Raw genomic sequence first — 20,220 nt, forward strand, 5'->3', positions numbered from 1 at the left:
ATTTATTTTATTGCTTACATTAAGGCTACAGAGTACATTGCACATATGAAAAAATTCGATGTTATTATTTTAACTGATCCACGTTATGCAGATGAATCAAAAGTGGATCAATACAGTCAAAATGTATACTTGGAGGATAACCTCTTGAAGGAAGCTCTAGAAAAATTAGGAATGAACGCTTCTAGAAGGTCTTGGGATGACCCGAATTTCGATTGGTCCTCTACACATTTCATCATTTTTAGAACGACGTGGGATTATTTTGATCGATATCAAGAATTTTCTGCTTGGTTAAATGAAGTAAGTAAAGTTACTACTCTTCTTAATTCCGAAAACCTAATTCGTTGGAATATTGATAAACATTATATGCAAGACCTTCAAGATAATGGTGTGCATATTTGTGAAACCTACTTTGTTGAACCTGGAGAAACTGCTTCCTTAAAAGAACTAGTAAAACGTTACGATCTAAATGATTTCGTTTTAAAGCCATGTATATCTGGTGGAGCTCGTCATACCTATAAAATTGATATAGAAAGTCTTGATGAACATGAGGAGATCTTTTCTAAATTGATTCAACATGAGGCTATGATGTTACAACCATTTCAACATAACATTGTCTCTAAAGGCGAAATTTCTTTGATGGTGATGAATGGTATCTATACACATGCTATTTTAAAGATCGCTAAGGAAGGAGATTTTAGAGTTCAAGACGACTATGGAGGCTCCATTCAGGACTACATGGCGAGTGCTGAAGAGATTGCATACGCAGAGAATGCCGTAAAATCATGTATAGAAATGCCAATATATGCAAGAGTTGATGTATTTTTAGACAATCAAAACAAGTTAGCCTTGGCTGAGCTGGAATTGATCGAACCAGAATTATGGTTTCGTAATCATCCAGAGGCAGCAATGGAGCTAGCAAAAGGTATTAAAAATAGAATCAAACAATATGAAGAAATTTCTTAAAGTACTGGGAAGTCTCTTAGGGATCCTGATCTTAGTAGCACTCATATATTATTTTGTTAAAAATGAACCTTTGCCTGAAGGCATACAAGGTAAAGAGGCAGATACTCTTGCATTAAAAATGCTTTCCGCTATGAACAATGATGCCTTTAAAAGCACCGAAGTTTTGGAGTGGAGTTTTAGAGGAGAACATCACTACAAATGGAAAAAACAAGAAGGAAAAGTAGAAGTATCTTGGAATAATCAAACTGTTGTTCTGGACCTAAATGATCATACCAAAAGCCAAGGGAACAATAAAGAAGTCATTCAAAAAGCCATGGATTATTTTAATAATGATAGCTTTTGGCTAGTAGCCCCTTATAAAGTATTTGATCAAGGAACTGAACGCAGTATCGTTAAACAAGATGGGAAAGACGCTTTAATGGTAACCTATACTTCTGGAGGCAGTACTCCAGGAGACTCTTATCTATGGACATTAGATTCTAACTATCTTCCCACTTCTTATAAAATGTGGGTAAAAATTATTCCTATTGGAGGTGTTTCGGCAACTTGGAATACTTTAAACACCATGGATTCTGGTGTTAGGCTTCCTTCAAAACATACCCTTTCTTTATTCGGTATGGAGTTAGATATGGGTGAAGTAAAAGCTTATAATCCGAATGCCGATGCCTTAGCCAATAACATATTAAAAGCAATTAAACACGAAGCGTATAAGAACACGCGTTATATTGATTGGAGCTTCGGAGGACGAAGACATTATAAATGGGATAAACAGGAACATATCGTTGAAGTTTCATGGAACGACGTAAAGGTTATTTTACATCCGAATAATTTAGATAAAAGCAAGGCATTTTTAAAAGGTGTAGAAACTCAAAATAAAGATAGTTTTGTAAAAAGGGCTTGGGACCTATTCAATAATGACAGTTTTTGGTTGGTAGCTCCTCATAAGTTGTATGAACCTGGAATTATACGTAGTATTGTTATAGAAGATAACAAAGAAGCTCTCAACGTGAAATATACTACGGGTGGTACCACTCCTGGAGATTCCTACACATGGATTGTAGATTCTAACTATGTTCCAAAAAGTTATAAGATGTATGTGCCTTCTATGAAAATGGTAGGAACTCCTGCAACCTGGGAAGAATGGATCACCACTGAATCAGGTACTTTATTGCCCAAAAATCATACCTTCTCTGGTAATAGGAAATTAAGTATGGGCGATGTAAAAGCATATAATTAAGATGAATTCAAGAATTATTTCAAACGGTATACTAAGAGCCTTAGCCATTGTAGTAGGAATTGCGTTATTATGCTATTTCCTGTATATGATACAGTCAGTTTTGGTATACATCGCTATTGCTGCTGTTATCGCGTTAATAGCTAGGCCTTTGATTATTTTCCTACGAAGAAAATTAAAATTCCCAAATACACTGGCAGTAATAACATCTATGGTCGTTTTTCTGGCGCTTCTCATGGGGTTAATAGGTATGTTTATTCCTTTAGTAGTTGAGCAGGGAGGAAACCTCTCCCTTTTAAAGACGGCCGATCTTGAAAGTAACATTTCAAGTATTATGGAACAGGTAAACGCATATTTTGAATCGAAAAATATTGATATTCTTAGCGAACTGAAAAGCGCAGATATTTTCTCAGGATTAAAGTCAATACCAGAAGTACTAAACTCTATTGTTGGAGCTATGGGATCTCTAAGTGTTGGATTATTTTCTGTGCTGTTTATTTCATTCTTTTTCATGAAGGATAGTAGAATATTCAAAAACTCAGTACTTGCCATTATTCCAAGTGGTACAGAAAATAGATTTTCACATTCCTTAGAAAAAATTAATGATTTATTATCTAGGTATTTCTTAGGATTAATGTTACAAATTACTATACTATTTGTGCTGTACACAATAATCCTTTTAATATTTGGAATTTCTAATGCAGTAGTCATTGCATTTCTATGTGCACTACTAAACATTATACCATATGTAGGGCCATTAATTGGTGCATTCTTAATGATCATTTTATCGATGACGAGTAATTTAGGTCAGGACTTTCAGTCGGAAATTTTGCCAACCACTACCTATGTAATGATTGGTTATGTAATAGCTCAGTTAATAGACAATTTCTTCAGTCAACCGCTTATATTTTCCAAGACCACAAAATCACACCCGCTCGAGATTTTTTTAGTGATCATTATTGGCGGTTTATTAATGGGACCTCTTGGAATGATTATCGCAGTGCCAACATATACTGTACTGAAAGTAATTTTAAAAGAGTTCTTATCTGAGAATAAAATTGTTAAGTCATTAACAAAGGACATTTAACGCTGTGCAATTGAGTAGTAATATCTAACCTATGCTAGGAAAAATCCATTTTTACTTAGGAATTAGTATTGTCATTATATTTATTTTGACAGGTCAGTATATGCATCATAATTATGATCATTTAAAAGGTATGGAGCAAATGAACAGAGCTTTGTTTCGCGCAGGTCATTTATATATATTATTATTTGGCCTTATTCATATTGCCTTAGGATCTTATTTTAGAAGAATTAAAAATGTCATATTTAGAAAAATACAATGGTTGGGTTCCGTTATACTATTTATAGCTAGTTTTCTAGTGATCTATGGTTTTTTTACCGAATTACCCACAGAACATATTGAACGACCACTAACAAGAATGAGCCTGTACCTTGTGCTTTTAGGCATTTCAATTCACGGTCTTGTCTCTTTAAAGAAAGATTAGTTTGGAAAGGTTAAACACATCCATATTACAAAAAGAAGTACAGCAATTTATAGCTAAGAACCTTACTTCTGATATTACAAAACTAATCTTAAAAGGCAGTCCTTTTACCGATATATCGGTACAAGAATTAGCTAATCAGATTGTTGCAAGGCAAAAATCAAGAAAGAAGCTCCCCACCTGGTTCAATTCAGACATGATCTACTATCCCAACAAGTTGAGTATTGAACAAAGTTCATCCGAGATCACGGCAGCATATAAAAGTAAGTTGGTTTCAGGAAATTCTTTAATTGATATAACGGGAGGGTTTGGTATTGATGCTTTTTATTTTTCAAAAGAATTTAAAAACGTTACCCACTGCGAAGTAAACACCGAATTATCAGAGATTGTTTCATATAACAACAAGCAACTAGGGATATCAAATATTGAAACCATTTCTGGAGATGGGATTAAATTTATACAGCATTCTAAGAAGAAGTTCGATTCTATTTATGTAGATCCTTCTCGTAGAGATGATGTAAAAGGTAAAGTTTTTCTGTTAGGAGATTGTCAACCAAACATCCCTGAAAATCTAGAGCTCTTATTTGAAAGATCGAACACTATATTGATTAAGAATTCCCCTATTCTTGATATTACCAGTACTATCAAAGAATTAGCATTCGTTAAAGAAATTCATATTGTAGCGATCAATAATGATGTGAAGGAATTACTATTTCTGTTAGAAAAAGGGTATCAGTCAACTATTATGATACATACGGTTAATTTCAGTAAAAATCAAATACAAAAATTTAGTTTTCCGCATACATCAAAAGAAAAGGCCCACTATGCAGCCCCAAAAAAATACATATACGAACCCAATGCAGCCGTGCTAAAATCAGGAGGGTTTAATGAAATCGCGGTTCAATTGAAGTTAGATAAAATTCATCGACATTCTCATTTGTATACTAGTGATGTACTTGTTGAGGATTTTCCAGGAAGAATCTTTAATGTTACTGAGGTCTTACCTTACGACAAAAAACTGAAAAGAAAGTTAGTTTTTAACAAGGCTAATATCACAACCAGAAACTTCCCTAAAAGCGTAGCGCATATCAGAAAGGAGCTAAAGCTTAAAGATGGTGGTGAAAATTACCTGTTCTTTTCGACAGATATACACGATAACTTGATTGTTCTTAATTGTGTTAAAAATGTACTAAAACACTCATAAGCAACCATATAAAAAGCATTTTTTTTTAGGATTTTAATTTTTTTGTATTACTTTTGAACCAATAACTCCTCGGAGTTACACATAAAGTGTTTTATTTTAGGGGTATAAAACACTTCATAAGCCTTGATTTATTCAAGGCTTTTGTTTTTTCAGGCAAAACTTCTAAATATGATATTTAAACTTCCTAGATATTATAAACTCATAGAAATTTAGTAATTTTAGCCATATATAAAATATATAATGGCAAACAAAAACATACGTACTTTATCCTATCGAAAAGAGTTAGAAGAGAATCTTTTTGAAAATATTGCTGACGCTTCTCAAAAGAGCGATTCCAAAGAAGAGTTACAAGCGATCTCTAAACGATTTATGATCGACGATTCTGTAGTAGTAGGAACTAGTTCGTTTTATGATTTTACTAGAGAGGAAAACAAGAACAAAAAAATCCATGTGTGTAGTGGAACGGCTTGTATGGTTGCTAACACACAACATAACCTTCACAAAAATTTAGAAAAGCATTTTGATGAATCAGAAATAGGACATGCTGCATGTGTAGGTCGTTGCCATAGTAATGGAGCATTTATGTTTGATGATAAAACGTATAATGCTAACACAAAAGAATCTCTTGATGCAATTATCAACACGAAAGAGTATCAAGAAAATTCCTACCAAGTTTCGGCAAATACAACCGCGATTTTAACATCACAAATAGGTGATATTTCAAATTTCTATGCACTTGCAGATCAACACAAAAATGATTCTCAAGCTTGTATTCAGCAATTAAAGACCTCAAATTTAAGAGGTCGTGGTGGTGCTGGCTTCCCTTTTTGGTTCAAGTTGGATGCCGTGATTAAAGAAAATAGCGACCAAAAATATATCGTCTGTAATGCAGACGAGGGAGACCCTGGTGCCTATTCAGATATGTATCTGATGGAACATCAACCACATAAGGTGTTATTCGGAATGTATATGGCAGGACTTATCGTTGGCGCCAATACGGGAGTATTATATATTAGAGGGGAATACCCAGATTCTATTAGAATTGTTAATGATGCCATACTAGCTCTTAAAGAGAAAAATTTAGTAAATGGATTTACATTTAAAATTATTCGTGGACAAGGATCTTATGTATGTGGAGAAGAAACGGCTTTATTGAGTTCTATTGAAGGATTAAGGCCAGAAGTTCGTGTACGACCTCCCTATCCTGCTCAATACGGCTTATATGGCAAACCAACTGTATTGAGTAATGTTGAAACATTTGCCAATGTGCATTGGATATTAGAAAATGGTGGAGAAGCATATGCCTCACTAGGAACAAAACAGTCTACTGGGACCAAATTAGTTTCTTTAGATAGTTTATTCAATACTCCGGGTATGTATGAAATAGAAATGGGCACACCTTTACAAACCATTTTTGAAGATTTTGGAGGTGGTTTTAAATCGGAAGTGAAAGGATTGCAAATTGGAGGTCCTTTGGGAGGAATTGTTCCGATGCATAAAATTCCAGAATTAACTTTAGATTTTGAATCACTTGGAACCAATGGTTTTTTATTAGGGCATGCAAGTTTTGTATCTATCCCTATTGATTTTCCAATGGTTAAATTCTTAGAACATTTGATGGAATTTACAGCAGATGAATCTTGCGGTAAGTGCTATCCTTGTAGGATAGGTTCACACAGAGGAATGGAAATGCTTCAAAAAGCACAAAATTCTGATTACAAAATAGATCGACAATTATTTGATGACCTTTTGGAGACATTAGAAATAGGTTCGTTGTGTGCATTAGGTGGTGGAGTGCCACTACCTGTTAAAAATGCATTACAATATTTTCAGGAAGAATTGAATGAATACTTCATAAACAACTAAAAAGATGACTGCATATATTAATAACGAAGCATACGAGTTTCATTCTGGTGAGACGATCTTAGATTTTGTAAGACGAATCGAACAGGACAAAAATGCAATTCCGACTATGTGCCAGGACGATCGGTTAGAGAATTTTGGTTCGTGTAGAGTGTGTTCCGTAGAAGTTGCCAGAGAAAAAGACGGGCCAACTAGAACAATGGCTTCCTGTCATACTCCGGTTGGTGAAGGGCAATATATCTATCATAATACTGAAAAAATGCAACGTTTACGTAAAAACATTGTTGAGTTAGTATTAACTGATTACCCTTCAGATAAAGTATTCCCGGCCGATCAGAAAAAAGCAACACCTTTTCAAGAAACCATTGCTCAGATAGGAATTCCAAACGTTCGATATCCAGAAGGTCAAAATCATCTAGATATTGAACCAGACAGATCACATCCATATATCAAATCGGACCTTTCACAATGTATCAATTGTTTTCGTTGTGTTAGAGCCTGTGAGGAAATTCAAGGGGAAATGATTTTAAATATGTCAGGTCGAGGATTTGCTACGAACATTATTAAAGGTTTTGATACGTCTTTCGACGAATCAGCGTGTGTATCGTGCGGTGCCTGTGTGCAAACTTGCCCAACTGAAGCCTTGACAGACAAGTACGAAACTAAAACATTAATTGCAGACAAGACAGTAAGAACTACCTGTACCTATTGTGGTGTTGGTTGCCAATTAGATGTCTCTGTAATTGATGGAAAAATCAAAGGAATTCAAGCGCCTGAAACCGCCGAAGTAAATGAAGGACATACCTGCTTAAAAGGTCGTTTTGCTTTTGAATTTTACGATCACCCAGATCGTTTAAGAGAACCTATGATCAAAAAAAATGGAAAGTTTGAGGAAGTTACCTGGGATGAAGCATATGACTTTATTGCAACAAAACTCATTGATATAAAAAATAAATATGGACCCGATTCCATTGGAGGAATTTCTTCTTCTAGGGCAACCAATGAAGAGAATTATTTAATGCAAAAAATGATTCGTGTTGCCGTCGGAACCAACAATATTGATGGCTGTGCACGCGTTTGTCATGCTCCTACCGCTTGGGGAATGCAACAATCTTTTGGTACCGGAGCCGCAACGAATTCAGTAGAAGATTTAAAACAAGCCGATGCTATTTTCTTGTTTGGAGCCAACCCAATCAAAGGACATCCAGTAACTGGTGCAAAGATCAAACAAGCTTTTATGAAAGGGGTTACTTCTATTGTGGTCGATCCTATTAAAACGAAATTGGCAGAGTTAGCTACTTATCATTTACAAATACGTCCAGGAACTAATGTTGCCATTTTAAATATGTTAGCACATTACATTGTAATGGATGATCTTGTAAACAAGCATTTTATCGAATCTTATACTGAAAAGTATGACGAGTTTAAAAGTCATGTTGAGCACCTTAATATGGATGAACTAGCATTACTAACAGGTGTTTCTAAAGAGTTGGTTCGAAAAGCGGCACACGCATATGCAACGGCAGATAGAGCCATGGAATTTCACGGTTTAGGTGTTACAGAGCATTTTCAAGGAAGCAAGACAGTAATGTTACTATCTAACCTAGCAATGATGACTGGTAACATTGGAAAAAATGGAGTTGGATTAAACCCTTTACGTGGGCAAAACAATGTACAGGGAGCAGCTGACATGGGAGTTCAGCCACATCAGGGAGCAGGATATTTAGATGTTAGCAAAAAAGATATACAACAATATTTTGCAGATAAATATGGGATTGAAAAAATGCCAACCACAAACGGTTTGAAAATTCCAGAAATGTTAGACGCTGCAATAGATGGAAAAATAAAAGCCCTTTATATTATGGGTGAGGATACTATCATGACGGATCCAAATACCAATCATAGTATCAAGGCCTTTGAACAAGTAGAATTAATTGTAGTTCAAGAATTATTTATGACGGCTACTACCGAAATGGCAGATGTTGTATTGCCTGCTTCTTCTTATTTTGAAAAGAACGGAACCTTTACAAATGGAGAGCGAAGAGTACAACGTGTCAATAAGGTTGTAGAGCCTATTGGAAACACAAAACCCGATGGTCAAATCATTATTGATATGATGGCACGTTTAGGTTATGAGCAGCCAACTGGGCTAACCTATGATGCGGCTAATGTAATTGAAGAGATTGCTGATGTTATTCCTTTTATGAAGGGGTTATCTTGGAAACGATTGGGAGAAAATGGTTTGCAGTGGCCTATTAAAGAAGATGGAACAGATACTAAAATGCTGCATGTAAATGGTCAATTTAAAAAAGGAATAGGTACTTTTCATCATTTTGATTTTGAAGAGACTCCAGAAATAGTAAGTCATGGAAAGAAATATCCGTTTATCTTAACCACAGGTCGAGAGTTAGAACATTATAATTCTGGTACCATGACACGTAGAACGGATAATCAAAAGATACTATCTGACGATGTTTTAGAGGTACACCCGAAAGATGCCATTAAAAAAGGAATTAAAGATAACGAGACCGTTCGTATTTTTTCGGATCGAGGAAGCGTTGAAATACCTGTTAAATATTCAAGAAATGTAAAGAGAGGTATTTTACGTACCACATTTCACCAACCCGAAGTTTTCATTAATATCATAACAGGAAGTGTTGGAGATAAAGAGACCATGACACCAGAATATAAAGTTGTAGCTGTAGATTTTGAGCGATTATAATTTCATAGACACTTCTTTTTTTGGCTATGACGGAATTCAAGTAACCAAAAATATTCCTACAAAAGTTAGCGATGATATTGTTGTTGAGGCTGCCTTACAAATCAACATTAATGAAGAGTCATACACAGTCGTAATGCGAACACCTGGCAATGATTTTGAGTTAATTAGAGGCTTATTGTTTGCAGAAGACATCTATCGAGATAAAAAATCGTTGCAACTAAATATTGTCGAGCAACACGAAAATGGTTTTTCCATTATCAACGCCACAATTCCAAAGAATACACTAGGTAAGGGTTATTTAAACAAGAGAACCTTACTCTCTGTTTCTTCTTGCGGCATTTGCGGTAAGCAAGAGTTAGGTGCTATCAAACCTAAAGGCGAAGCTCTTAATAATGAACATCTTATTTCAGCTAAAAAGATAAAAGAGATGTTCTCAATAATGGCTAATCGGCAAGACCTGTTTACACATACGGGTGGAAGTCACGCCGCATCCATATTTAATGACAACTACGAGCTGCTTACGATTAAAGAAGATATTGGAAGGCATAATGCAGTAGATAAATCTATCGGTCAACTTATCAATAATGATATGCTAAAACAGGCGCTGTGTATGTTGGTAAGCGGTCGTGTTTCTTATGAAATTGTTTCCAAAGCTTTTTTTGCCAAGATCTCTATTATTATTGCTGTTTCTGCATGTTCAAGTTTAGCCATAGATTATGCCAAAGAATTTGGTATTTGCCTTATTGGATTTAGTAGAGAACATAAAATGACTATCTATGCAAACCCTTCGAAAATTAAATTATAAGAGTATGAAAAAATTGATATTGCTTGCTTTTTTAATAGGAAACTCATTATCGATTTTTTCTCAAAAAAACTCAAATGTTCCCGAGAAAAAGGAACAATCAGGCTTTTTTGCTGTTGATTTTTTATCAGTTGAAATGCCTTTTAACGCCACTTTCTTAAATGAACCCAATATGGGATTGACTGGAATTCACTATAATCTAAAATTCGATAATTTCTATACTGGATTAGGGATATATGGATCCGTTACAGGAAAAAGAGGAGGGCTTTTTACATTAGGCATTAATGCAGGTTTTCAAAAATATCTTTCTGAACGATTTTTTATAGACACTGGGCTACATTTTGGTGGCGGTGGTGGTGCCGGTGCTCCTGACGGAGGTGGTGCCTTTATCTTACCGCATTTGAATCTAGGATACGATTTCAAAGATTTTTCTCTTACTACAGGATATAGTTACATCAACTTTTTTGACGGTGGAGATATCACGAGTCATCAGATTAATATAGCACTCCAAATTCCTATGGACTTTAGCTATTCTTCCTATAAGAATGCTGAATCCAGTTTTTCATCTGATGAAATTAAAGCCTCCGATTGGAATCAAAATGGTACGAAGACGTCATTTATGCTTCATTTGAATAATCTATCAGTAAAAGGTGGTTCCCAAGATACTAATGGGCTCCCACTAGCTGGTGAAACAATTAGACTCGCCGGATTTGAGTTTAATTCTTACCTTTCTGATTCGTGGTTCTTTTTAATTAAAGCAGATGGTGCATATGATGGGATACCTGCTGGATATATGGACATTTTGCTAGGTGCAGGTTATCATTTATCATTGAATAATGATCGAACTAATATTTTGGCAAAATTAGCCATTGGTGCCGGAGGTGGCGGCGGAGTCGATACGCAAGGTGGAGTTTTAGTGTATCCTGATATCTCATTGGAACAACATATTAGCGATAATGTGTACCTATCAGTTAACAAAGGTTTTTTAATGAGCCCCAATTCTTTTTTTAAATCGTCAACACTCGGATTCGGTCTGAAGTACTATACAAACATAAATGGTTTAGCTAATACGAGCAGTAAAAATACGTTCAAAGAATTTGAAATTATCTTAAAACAAGACATGTACCTCAATGCAGATAGAGACCTTGCACCTACGCAGCACTTACACCAAATATCTATGCAACTGAACTTTAGCTTAACAAAGTCATTATATGTAGCAGGGCAAACATCTTTCGCAAATTTCGGAAATGCTGGAGCTTACGCAGAAGGAATTGTTGGAATTGGGCTGAAAACAAATTCTTTTTTCAATGAAAAAGTAGCACTATTTGGGCAAGTATTAGCAGGTGCAGCAGGAGGCGGTCATATAAGTACAGGTGAAGGACTGATTATAAAACCAAGTATTGGAGGAAATTGGTTTCTTAATGATGAGTTGAGCTTGCGTGGAGCATTAGGTTATGTTAAAGCATATGGCGGAGATTTAAGTAGTCCTTTCTTGAATGTCGGAATAAGTTATCGCTTCTCTTTTTTAAGTTCCAACTAAGGCGCTTTTAATTATTTAAAATAGGGATTCAAAGTTTTAGAATGTCATATAATACATAAAGATCACTGAGTCTAACATCACAGGTAATTTTAGTATCTTTCAAAGAAATTATCAACTCACATGAAAAGACGCTCCTTTGTAAAAAAGGCAACATTAGGTTCTTTTGTTGCATTATTGGGTACTGATATCGTTTTTGGATCCAATATGTTGAAAGGGTATACTCCTTTGGCATTGCAAGAAACCGATCCGTTCAAACTCTTCAAAAAGCATAAAGAGATGGTTGTGCTAAACAACCGACCCTGGAATATGGAAGCGCAAGCTCATCTTTTAAATGATACCATTACACCAACTACAAAGATGTTTATCCGAAATAATGGGAGAATTCCTGAAGATATTGATGTATCGACATGGACGTTAACCATAGATGGTGAATCGGTTGCTCAAAAGAAAACGTATACGCTTGCGGAATTACAATCCAAATTCAAACAATACACCTATCAACTTACGTTAGAATGTGGTGGTAATGGGCGAAGTGAATTCAATCCACCTGCAAAGGGAAATCAATGGACTATAGGAGCTATTCATTGTGCGGAATGGACAGGCGTCCGTTTAAAAGATATATTAGATGATGCAGGGATAAAAAGTAATGCGGTATATATTGGCTATCATTCTGCCGATACGCACTTAAGCGGAGACCCTGCGAAAGAACCAATCTCAAGAGGAGTTCCTATGTCGAAAGCATTACAAGATGAAACCTTGATCGCATTTAAGGTGAATGGCAAAGACATTCCGTTAGCTCATGGATATCCTTTGCGATTAGTAGCCGGTGGATGGCCCGCTTCTGCATCTGGAAAATGGTTGAACAGAATCAGCGTTCGTAACAAGGTTCATGATGGCACCAAAATGAAAGGGAAAGCCTACAGAGTCCCTTGCGAACCGGTTGCACCAGGAGCAAGTGTTAAAGATGAAGATATGTGTATCATTGAATCGATGCCCGTAAAATCGTTGATTACCAGTCCAAAGTCTGGCGGAATGATCAAAGAAGGAAAGTCTTTAAAAATTAGAGGTCATGCCTGGGCTGGAGAATTAGAAGTTGCCAAAGTCTCCTACTCTATCGATTTTGGAGCTACCTGGCAACCAACTGTTTTACAACAACCTTCGAACAGATTAGCTTGGCAAAACTTTTCCGCAAACATCAACTTTCCGAAAAAAGGGTATTATGAAGTTTGGGCAAAGGCGTTTGACAGTAATGGTATTTCTCAACCCATGATCTTACCAGGATGGAATCCTAAAGGGTATTTAAACAATGCGTGTCACCGAATAGCGATTAAAGTAATATAAATGAGCAATCAGGAGCATATAAAACGAGCACAAAGCTTACTGAATAGTGCTATATTCTTGTTGTCTATGGCAACATTACTACTACTTTTTCTAATCTACGACCCTACACTCTCCATTTTTGAAAAGACTCCTGATAACCAGGTGGCCATTGTAGATGAAGACAAAATTGAGAACGGTATTCACCTTCGTACAGGGTTAAAAGATGCTAAAGGCTTAATGACTGTGGTGAACAACTGTACCAACTGCCATTCTGCAAAACTGGTTATTCAAAATAGAATGAATAAAGAGCGTTGGGATGCGACCATTCGATGGATGCAAGAAACACAAAACTTATGGGACCTTGGAGAGAATCAGCAAATCATTGTGGATTACCTGGTGACGAATTACCCGGTTTTGGAGAAAAGCAGACGAGAAAATTTAGCAAATATTACATGGTATGAGATCAACGATTAGCATATTTGTTACTTTACTGTTATTGATATCCTGTAAACCAAAAGAAAAGGTTGATAACAGGATCAATTACCTCATCGAGTTTGAGGCATTTCAAAAAATAGCTACTCAACCCCAAATTAAACTGATCGATTTTCGAAAGCCGAAACAGTATAACGACGGACATATTCCAAGCGCCATTAATATTTGGCGATCGGATATTGAAGATCACGCCTATCCATACAAAGGAATGATCGCTAAAAAAGAAACTATAGAACAGTTGTTTAGCGCTTTAGGAATTCATCCTGATGACCTACTTATTGTGTATGATGATAATGGCCTATGTGATGCGGCTCGTTTTTGGTGGGTTCTGCAGCAATACGGACATACCAATATACGGTTACTTCATGGAAGTTATTCAGGTTGGAAAGAACAAAATGGCGCTGTGACTACTGAAAAACCTGAATTCTCTAAAACCGATTTTAGATTTAAAAACAATGCTTCTTCAAAATTATACATCGGAAAAGAAGCGGTGTCAACATCATTGAATACTATCACTATTGTCGATACCAGAACACCAGATGAATTTTCTGGTAAACGACAAAAAAAAGGAGCCTTTAAAGGAGGAAGAGTTCCTACGAGTATTTCCATCAACTGGACTTCCGCTATCGATTATCACAACAAAAAGAGAATGCGTCCTATAAACGAGCTTGACAGTATTTATGGCGCTAGATTACCATCCAAAAAAGATCCAATAATTGTGTATTGCCATACTGGAGTTCGCTCTGCACACACTATCTTTGTATTAACTCAATTGCTTGGGTATGAAAATGTAAAGAATTATGATGGGTCCTGGTCAGAATGGAGCTACTTTAACGACTTACCTTTCGAACAAGATAGTATTACTACAATTTTAAAATAGTATGTCAAGATATATAGATGCCTTTATAAATGCTTTTAATGGAAGTTTAGATTGGACCTGGAAATCTATTCTTTTTGAAGTTCCGTGGTACCAAAATTACTTTTGGGGATTGATCCTGATCTCACTACTTGTTTGGGGGCTAGAAATCGTGTTTCCATGGCGTAAAGAACAATCTATCTTTCGTAAAGACTTTTGGTTAGATGGATTTTACATGTTCTTTAATTTCTTTGTGTTTTCTATTGCCATTGACGGATTTTACAGAGTCTTAAATATAGCCTATACCGATTTGGGCTTAACTTCCAATAGTCTAGCAATTGTAAACATTAAAGAATGGCCCATGTGGATTCAGTTAGTGACCTTCTTTATTGTGTTGGATTTTGTACAATGGTTTACACATGTTTTGTTGCATAAGTTCCCGCTATTATGGCGATTTCATAAAGTGCATCATAGCGTTAAGGAAATGGGCTTTGCTGCACATTTGAGGTATCACTGGATGGAGAACATCTTATACAAGCCTTTAAAAACATTTGGTATCATGATCTTGGGAGGTTTTGAACCCGAACAGGCGTTTATTGTGCACTTTGCCGCCATTACTATTGGACACTTTAATCATGCCAACATTAAAATTACCTGGGGTGTTTTAAAATATATATTTAACAACCCGGTCATGCATTTATACCATCATGCCTATACCCTACCCGAAGGAAAATATGGGGTCAATTTTGGCATTAGCCTAAGCCTATGGGATTATCTCTTTAAAACCAATTATATCCCTGAAGATAGCGGCACTATAGAAATTGGTTTTCCCAAAGACAATGAATTTCCTAAAACTTTTTGGGGACAGTTGTGGTATGGATTCAAAAAGAGATCTTAAGTTGTTATCTCTTAATAAAACAAAAAAGCCTTACTATTTCTAGTAAGACTTTATGTGAGCCCGATAGGGTTGAATATCCTTTTGGGATCCATGTTGAAAATCCCGCCTAGCACTTTCAGTGTATGCTTTTCTGTTTTTCAAAATTTGAATCTGAACATCCATTCCAAAAAACAGAAAAGCCTAACAAGTAAAAACTTGTTAGGCTTATTTATCTGTGAGCCCGATAGGATTCGAACCTATGACCGCCTCCTTAGAAGGGAGGTGCTCTATCCAGCTGAGCTACGAGCCCGTAGTTTTATTGTTTCTACGAAAACAGTGTCGGGGTGGCAGGATTCGAACCTGCGACCTCCTCGTCCCAAACGAGGCGCGATAACCGGGCTACGCTACACCCCGAGTGCAATTTTCTTAGCGGAGAGACAGGGACTCGAACCCTGGCGACGAAAAACGTCGACAGATTAGCAATCTGCTGCATTACCACTCTGCCACCTCTCCTTCAATTTTTATACCGAAGTATTTATTAAAAATTGCGAGCCTACATAACAAACAAAAGTTTATCGTTTAGGCGGGTGCAAATGTAAGATTACAAAAACAATCTTGCAAGCGTTTTTCTCAATTTTGTTCAAAAAATTTAATCTGGATACTCTACGCGCAAATGATAAATGTTCATCAATTTGGTTTTTATCACTTTTTTGATTTTCTCAATTTCTCTAAACGTAATATCCGAATTGATAAATTGATTATCTGCCTTTTGCTTTTCCACAATCTTATTAATAAGATCATCAATAGATTGCGCCGTTGGCGTCTTTAAACTCTTAGACGCTGCTTCCGCAGCATCGCACATCATAAGAATAGCAGTTTCCCTAGAAAAAGGAATGGGTCCCTGATATTGAAATTTCTCAATATGTACTTCTTCCTCAGGATAACGTTGCTTTTCCTGCATATAAAAGTAATAGACCAAACTCGTTCCATGATGGGTTCGTATAAAATCAATAATCCTATCTGGCAGTTTATTCTTTTTTGCTAGTTCTATTCCTTTTATGACATGATCAATAATAATGGTAGCGCTATCAACTGGAGAGAGGTCATTATGTGGATTTACTCCTGTTGACTGGTTCTCTATAAAGTACATAGGATTCAACATCTTACCAATATCATGATACAAGGCTCCTGTTCTAACTAACATGGAGTTTGCTCCAATCTCATTCGCTGCTGCTTCTGCCAAGTTCGCCACCTGCATTGAATGTTGAAACGTTCCCGGTGCTTTTTCGTTCAACTCTCTTAATAGTTTGGAGTTGGTATTCGACAACTCTAACAAGGTTACATCCGACACCAATCCAAACGTTTTCTCATATACATAAATAAAGAACAATGATAGAAAGGATAGCAATCCGTTGGCTCCAAACATGAGTAGGTACTCCCATTTTATTTGTAGTGCATTTCCTTCTTTTATAATAGAGAATGCTAAATATGTGATCATATAGATCAACGTAATCTGACCTATTGAAATAAACAGGTTTGCTCTTTTGTGTAATTCAGAAACGGTTAAAATCGTTACAATTCCGGCAATTATCTGTAGATAGATGAATTCAAAACTATTAGGCACGATAAACCCTAAAAGTAATATGGTAAGAACATGTGCAAACAGTCCTAATCTTGCATCGAAAAACGCTTTTAAAACAATGGGTAAGATACTCAATGGAACTACGTACAAATACTCAACATTATATTTGATAACCAATGTTTGAATCAATACCATTAAGAATACATTGAAGAAAATAAAGGTGACCTTATTATTATTTTCAAATATCTCTATTCTATACTTTCGTAAGAAAAGTAAGAGCATTAACAATGCTAATGAAACCAAAACCGTATACCCGAAAACGATCCAGGTATAATTCGATTCTGTCCATACATTAGACTCTGATTCACTCTTCAGTGACTCTAAAATTGCCAACTTCTTACCTTCTACGATATCTCCTTTTGAAATAATTCGCTCTCCCTTGGATACTTTACCGATGGTCAGTGATATATTTTTTATGGCATCTTCAATAATTCTATCAGTAAAAGCTTTATCATAGGAAATGTTTGGCACAACAACTTCAGATAAGGCATCAAAAACAAGAGTTCCTCCATAGTTTAAAGGCCTCCCACCTAATCGACTAATAATAATATCTGAAACTTCATTCGACGTCAAAAAATTACTAAACAATATATCTTCTACCTGATTCTCCTTCTTCAACGAGATCAAAATATTCTTGTTGGACACTACATTATCACTTACATTATCTACGAATCCAATTTTATATATCTCATCAATTATAGTAGTTCCTAAAGAAATACTGCTTGTAATTTCTTCATTAGTAATAGAGTCACTTACCTGCTCAAAAGACATTTTAGTTAAAAAACGATCTTTAACATCATCTAATACACGCGTGTCATCCTGAAAATAAAGTCGAGCATTATCGCGAATCGACTTTTTATCCAGATCTATTTCTGCAGTCGTCTTTTGAATGGCAAAGTCAAAAGGTGCCAGTAAGATGTCATACTGCCAAGGTTTCCCTTTATTAAAATCATATTTGAACTGACCTCCTTTAGGGAAAAAATATACAATAGAAACAGCCGTAATCAAGAATAGTATTACTTTGTAAATAATAGTATTGTGTTGATATAATCTATTTATGGTCTTACTCATCGTAAAATTTTGAATAACAAACTTAACTAAAAAACCTGAGGTCAAAAATTGAAGTAATACAATCAACTCAAATTTGATTAAAAATGGTTAATTTTGCACAGTAAAAAATCAATAAATATTATATGAAAGAAGTCGTAATTGTTTCAGTAGCCAGAACTCCGATTGGAAGTTTTATGGGAAGTTTATCTAATATTCCTGCACCGAAATTAGGTGCTCATGCTATAAAAGGAGCCTTAGATAAAATTAACCTAGACCCTAACATGGTCCAAGAAGTTTTTATGGGAAATGTAGTTTCTGCAGGATTAGGTCAAGCACCGGCTAGGCAGGCTGCTATTTTTGCTGGAATTCCAGATACTGTTCCTTGTACTACCGTGAACAAAGTATGTGCTTCAGGAATGAAATCAATAATGTTGGCTTCTCAGACTATTGCGCTCGGTGATGCAGATATTGTTGTCGCCGGAGGAATGGAGAATATGAGTTCTATACCACATTATCATCATGCTAGAAAAGGTTCGAAATTTGGGCCTATTAAAATGGAGGATGGAATGCAAAAAGATGGCCTGGTAGATGTGTATGGACAAGTGGCTATGGGGGTTTGTGCAGATGAGTGTGCTACAGAATATGAGTTTTCTAGAGAAGATCAAGATAATTTTGCCATTCAATCTTACAATAGATCAGCTGAGGCTTGGGCTTCCGGAAAATTTGCGAATGAAGTAGTACCTATTGAGATTCCTCAACGAAGAGGAGAACCTATTCTGATGTCTGAAGATGAAGAGTACAAAAATGTAAAAATGGAGAAAATTCCAAGTTTACGTGCGGCATTTACAAAAGAGGGTACGGTTACAGCTGCGAATGCATCAACCATTAATGATGGTGGTGCGGCATTAGTTTTGATGTCTGCTGAAAAGGCTGAGGAACTAAATTTAAAACCTTTAGCAAAAATAAGTAGTTATGCAGATGCTGCGCACGAACCAAAATGGTTTACGACAGCGCCGGCTAAAGCTTTACCTAAAGCATTGGCAAAAGCGAACATTGATATTAATGATGTTGATTATTTTGAATTGAATGAAGCTTTTTCTGTTGTTGGTTTAGCCAATATGAAAATTTTAGGACTTGACGATAGCAAGGTAAATGTAAACGGCGGTGCAGTATCTTTAGGGCACCCACTTGGTGTTTCAGGAGCCCGTATCATTATCGCATTGACCTCTATTCTAGCACAAAATAATGCACGTTTTGGTGCTGCTGGTATTTGTAATGGAGGTGGTGGTGCAAGTGCCATGGTAATCGAGCGAATTTAATCTTGTTGAAAATATGCTCTACGGCATTTGTAATTTAAGTATTGTACCTCTTCGTTTAGAAGCTAGCGACACTTCCGAAATGGTCTCTCAACTCTTGTTTGGAGAACATTTTGAGGTTTTAGAACAGCATGCCAAATGGAGTAGAATTAAGCTGCAATACGATAATTACGAAGGCTATATTGATAATAAACAGTTTGTCGAAATTTCGGAGGACATGTTCCTTAAACTGTCTAACGAACACAAGACATTATCTGGGGAAATTCTAGATTTCTTTAGTGACTCGAAAAATAATTTAACCACAATTCCTATAGGGTGCCACTTGCCTTTTTATAATAAGGAGCACTTTGTTATTGGTTCACACTCCTATTCGTATGATGGCATTACCTATTCAGGTAAGCTTTCGAAAGAAGAGATCATAAATAAGGCTTTCCTATTTTTAAACACACCTTATTTATGGGGAGGAAGAACTCCTTTCGGTATCGACTGCTCTGGTTTTACGCAAATGGTCTATAAGCTATGTGGATATCATTTACAAAGAGATGCTAAAGATCAAGCTACTCAAGGAGAAGTCTTAAGTTTTATTGAAGAAAGTGAGCCAGGAGATTTGGCGTTTTTTGACAATGATGAAGGCATCATAACCCATGTTGGGATTATTATGAAAGACTATTACATTATTCATGCACATGGTAAAGTGCGTATTGACCTTTTAGATCATAGTGGTATTTATAATTTAGATACTAAAAAACATACCCATAAACTTCGAGTTATAAAGAAGATCATATAAAAAAAGCCGAAACTATGCTTCGGCTTTTTTTTGTTTTATACTCTAGA

16 protein-coding genes and 3 tRNA genes are annotated in these 20,220 nt (G+C 35.9%); 15 read left to right on the plus strand and 4 right to left on the minus strand.

What is annotated here, in order from left to right; translation table 11 throughout:
- The first annotated feature begins 45 nt into the window (after positions 1–45).
- From RQM59_RS12680 to RQM59_RS12740, 13 genes are all read left to right on the plus strand, one after another.
- Positions 46–963, plus strand: a complete 918-nt coding sequence (locus tag RQM59_RS12680) for an ATP-grasp domain-containing protein (protein ID WP_349242498.1) — start codon at positions 46–48, stop codon at positions 961–963.
- Positions 947–2,200, plus strand: coding sequence for a hypothetical protein (locus tag RQM59_RS12685; RefSeq protein ID WP_349242499.1), 1,254 nt, complete (start codon positions 947–949; stop codon positions 2,198–2,200). Before RQM59_RS12680 ends, RQM59_RS12685 begins: the two co-directional genes overlap by 17 nt.
- Before the next feature lies 1 nt (position 2,201).
- A complete protein-coding gene (locus RQM59_RS12690) occupies positions 2,202–3,284 on the plus strand; it encodes an AI-2E family transporter (RefSeq protein WP_349242500.1) in 1,083 nt (360 codons plus the stop codon).
- 31 nt (positions 3,285–3,315) lie between these two features.
- Positions 3,316–3,705 (plus strand): hypothetical protein, encoded by a 390-nt coding sequence (locus RQM59_RS12695; RefSeq protein ID WP_349242501.1) that lies wholly within the window; start codon positions 3,316–3,318, stop codon positions 3,703–3,705.
- 1 nt (position 3,706) lies between these two features.
- Complete coding sequence (locus RQM59_RS12700) at positions 3,707–4,906, plus strand: class I SAM-dependent methyltransferase (protein ID WP_349242502.1); 1,200 nt, start codon at positions 3,707–3,709, stop codon at positions 4,904–4,906.
- Positions 4,907–5,146: 240 nt separating this feature from the next.
- A complete protein-coding gene (locus tag RQM59_RS12705) occupies positions 5,147–6,772 on the plus strand; it encodes an NADH-ubiquinone oxidoreductase-F iron-sulfur binding region domain-containing protein (RefSeq protein WP_349242503.1) in 1,626 nt (541 codons plus the stop codon).
- A gap of 4 nt (positions 6,773–6,776) precedes the next feature.
- Positions 6,777–9,491, plus strand: coding sequence for a formate dehydrogenase subunit alpha (gene fdhF, locus RQM59_RS12710; RefSeq protein ID WP_349242504.1), 2,715 nt, complete (start codon positions 6,777–6,779; stop codon positions 9,489–9,491).
- Entirely contained in the window at positions 9,478–10,296 is an 819-nt protein-coding gene (gene fdhD, locus RQM59_RS12715; RefSeq protein ID WP_349242505.1) for a formate dehydrogenase accessory sulfurtransferase FdhD, read from the plus strand. The genes fdhF and fdhD overlap by 14 nt, the downstream gene beginning before the upstream one ends.
- Positions 10,297–10,300: 4 nt before the next feature.
- Positions 10,301–11,833 carry a hypothetical protein gene (locus RQM59_RS12720; protein WP_349242506.1) on the plus strand — a complete coding sequence of 511 codons (1,533 nt, stop codon included), beginning with the start codon at positions 10,301–10,303 and terminating at the stop codon, positions 11,831–11,833.
- Between the two features lie 120 nt (positions 11,834–11,953).
- A complete protein-coding gene (locus RQM59_RS12725; protein WP_349242507.1) occupies positions 11,954–13,174 on the plus strand; it encodes a sulfite oxidase in 1,221 nt (406 codons plus the stop codon).
- On the plus strand, positions 13,175–13,627 hold the full coding sequence (locus RQM59_RS12730) for a monoheme cytochrome C (protein WP_349242508.1): 453 nt from the start codon (positions 13,175–13,177) through the stop codon (positions 13,625–13,627).
- A complete protein-coding gene (locus RQM59_RS12735; protein ID WP_349242509.1) occupies positions 13,611–14,525 on the plus strand; it encodes a sulfurtransferase in 915 nt (304 codons plus the stop codon). Before RQM59_RS12730 ends, RQM59_RS12735 begins: the two co-directional genes overlap by 17 nt.
- Before the next feature lies 1 nt (position 14,526).
- A complete protein-coding gene (locus RQM59_RS12740) occupies positions 14,527–15,399 on the plus strand; it encodes a sterol desaturase family protein (RefSeq protein WP_349242510.1) in 873 nt (290 codons plus the stop codon).
- Positions 15,400–15,614: 215 nt separating this feature from the next.
- Here RQM59_RS12740 and RQM59_RS12745 read toward each other — a convergent pair.
- From RQM59_RS12745 to RQM59_RS12760, 4 genes are all read right to left on the minus strand, one after another.
- Positions 15,615–15,688, minus strand: a tRNA-Arg gene (locus RQM59_RS12745).
- A 29-nt stretch (positions 15,689–15,717) separates the two neighbouring features.
- Positions 15,718–15,792, minus strand: a tRNA-Pro gene (locus RQM59_RS12750).
- A gap of 16 nt (positions 15,793–15,808) precedes the next feature.
- Positions 15,809–15,891 (minus strand) — tRNA-Ser (locus tag RQM59_RS12755).
- A gap of 136 nt (positions 15,892–16,027) precedes the next feature.
- Entirely contained in the window at positions 16,028–18,091 is a 2,064-nt protein-coding gene (locus tag RQM59_RS12760; RefSeq protein ID WP_349242511.1) for an HD family phosphohydrolase, read from the minus strand.
- Positions 18,092–18,213: 122 nt separating this feature from the next.
- Here RQM59_RS12760 and RQM59_RS12765 point away from each other — a divergent pair, with 122 nt between their 5' ends.
- Positions 18,214–19,389: an acetyl-CoA C-acyltransferase gene (locus RQM59_RS12765; protein ID WP_349242512.1), complete on the plus strand. Its 1,176-nt coding sequence runs from the start codon at positions 18,214–18,216 to the stop codon at positions 19,387–19,389.
- 13 nt (positions 19,390–19,402) lie between these two features.
- A complete protein-coding gene (locus RQM59_RS12770) occupies positions 19,403–20,173 on the plus strand; it encodes a C40 family peptidase (protein WP_349242513.1) in 771 nt (256 codons plus the stop codon).
- The last annotated feature ends 47 nt before the right edge of the window (positions 20,174–20,220 follow it).

Source organism: Asprobacillus argus, assembly GCF_032248395.1.
Taxonomy (GTDB): Bacteria; Bacteroidota; Bacteroidia; order Flavobacteriales; family Flavobacteriaceae; genus Polaribacter; species Polaribacter argus.

Bases quoted from the DNA above. Each gene is read 5' to 3' on its own strand.
- RQM59_RS12765 (WP_349242512.1), top strand. From the start codon at position 18,214: ATGAAAGAAGTCGTAATTGTTTCAGTAGCCAGAACTCCGATTGGAAGT.
- RQM59_RS12680 (WP_349242498.1), top strand. From the start codon at position 46: ATGAAAAAATTCGATGTTATTATTTTAACTGATCCACGTTATGCAGAT.
- RQM59_RS12690 (WP_349242500.1), top strand. From the start codon at position 2,202: ATGAATTCAAGAATTATTTCAAACGGTATACTAAGAGCCTTAGCCATT.
- RQM59_RS12695 (WP_349242501.1), top strand. From the start codon at position 3,316: ATGCTAGGAAAAATCCATTTTTACTTAGGAATTAGTATTGTCATTATA.
- RQM59_RS12730 (WP_349242508.1), top strand. From the start codon at position 13,175: ATGAGCAATCAGGAGCATATAAAACGAGCACAAAGCTTACTGAATAGT.
- RQM59_RS12770 (WP_349242513.1), top strand. From the start codon at position 19,403: ATGCTCTACGGCATTTGTAATTTAAGTATTGTACCTCTTCGTTTAGAA.
- RQM59_RS12720 (WP_349242506.1), top strand. From the start codon at position 10,301: ATGAAAAAATTGATATTGCTTGCTTTTTTAATAGGAAACTCATTATCG.
- RQM59_RS12760 (WP_349242511.1), bottom strand. From the start codon at position 18,091: ATGAGTAAGACCATAAATAGATTATATCAACACAATACTATTATTTAC.
- RQM59_RS12735 (WP_349242509.1), top strand. From the start codon at position 13,611: ATGAGATCAACGATTAGCATATTTGTTACTTTACTGTTATTGATATCC.
- fdhF (WP_349242504.1), top strand. From the start codon at position 6,777: ATGACTGCATATATTAATAACGAAGCATACGAGTTTCATTCTGGTGAG.
- RQM59_RS12705 (WP_349242503.1), top strand. From the start codon at position 5,147: ATGGCAAACAAAAACATACGTACTTTATCCTATCGAAAAGAGTTAGAA.
- RQM59_RS12740 (WP_349242510.1), top strand. From the start codon at position 14,527: ATGTCAAGATATATAGATGCCTTTATAAATGCTTTTAATGGAAGTTTA.
- RQM59_RS12725 (WP_349242507.1), top strand. From the start codon at position 11,954: ATGAAAAGACGCTCCTTTGTAAAAAAGGCAACATTAGGTTCTTTTGTT.
- RQM59_RS12685 (WP_349242499.1), top strand. From the start codon at position 947: ATGAAGAAATTTCTTAAAGTACTGGGAAGTCTCTTAGGGATCCTGATC.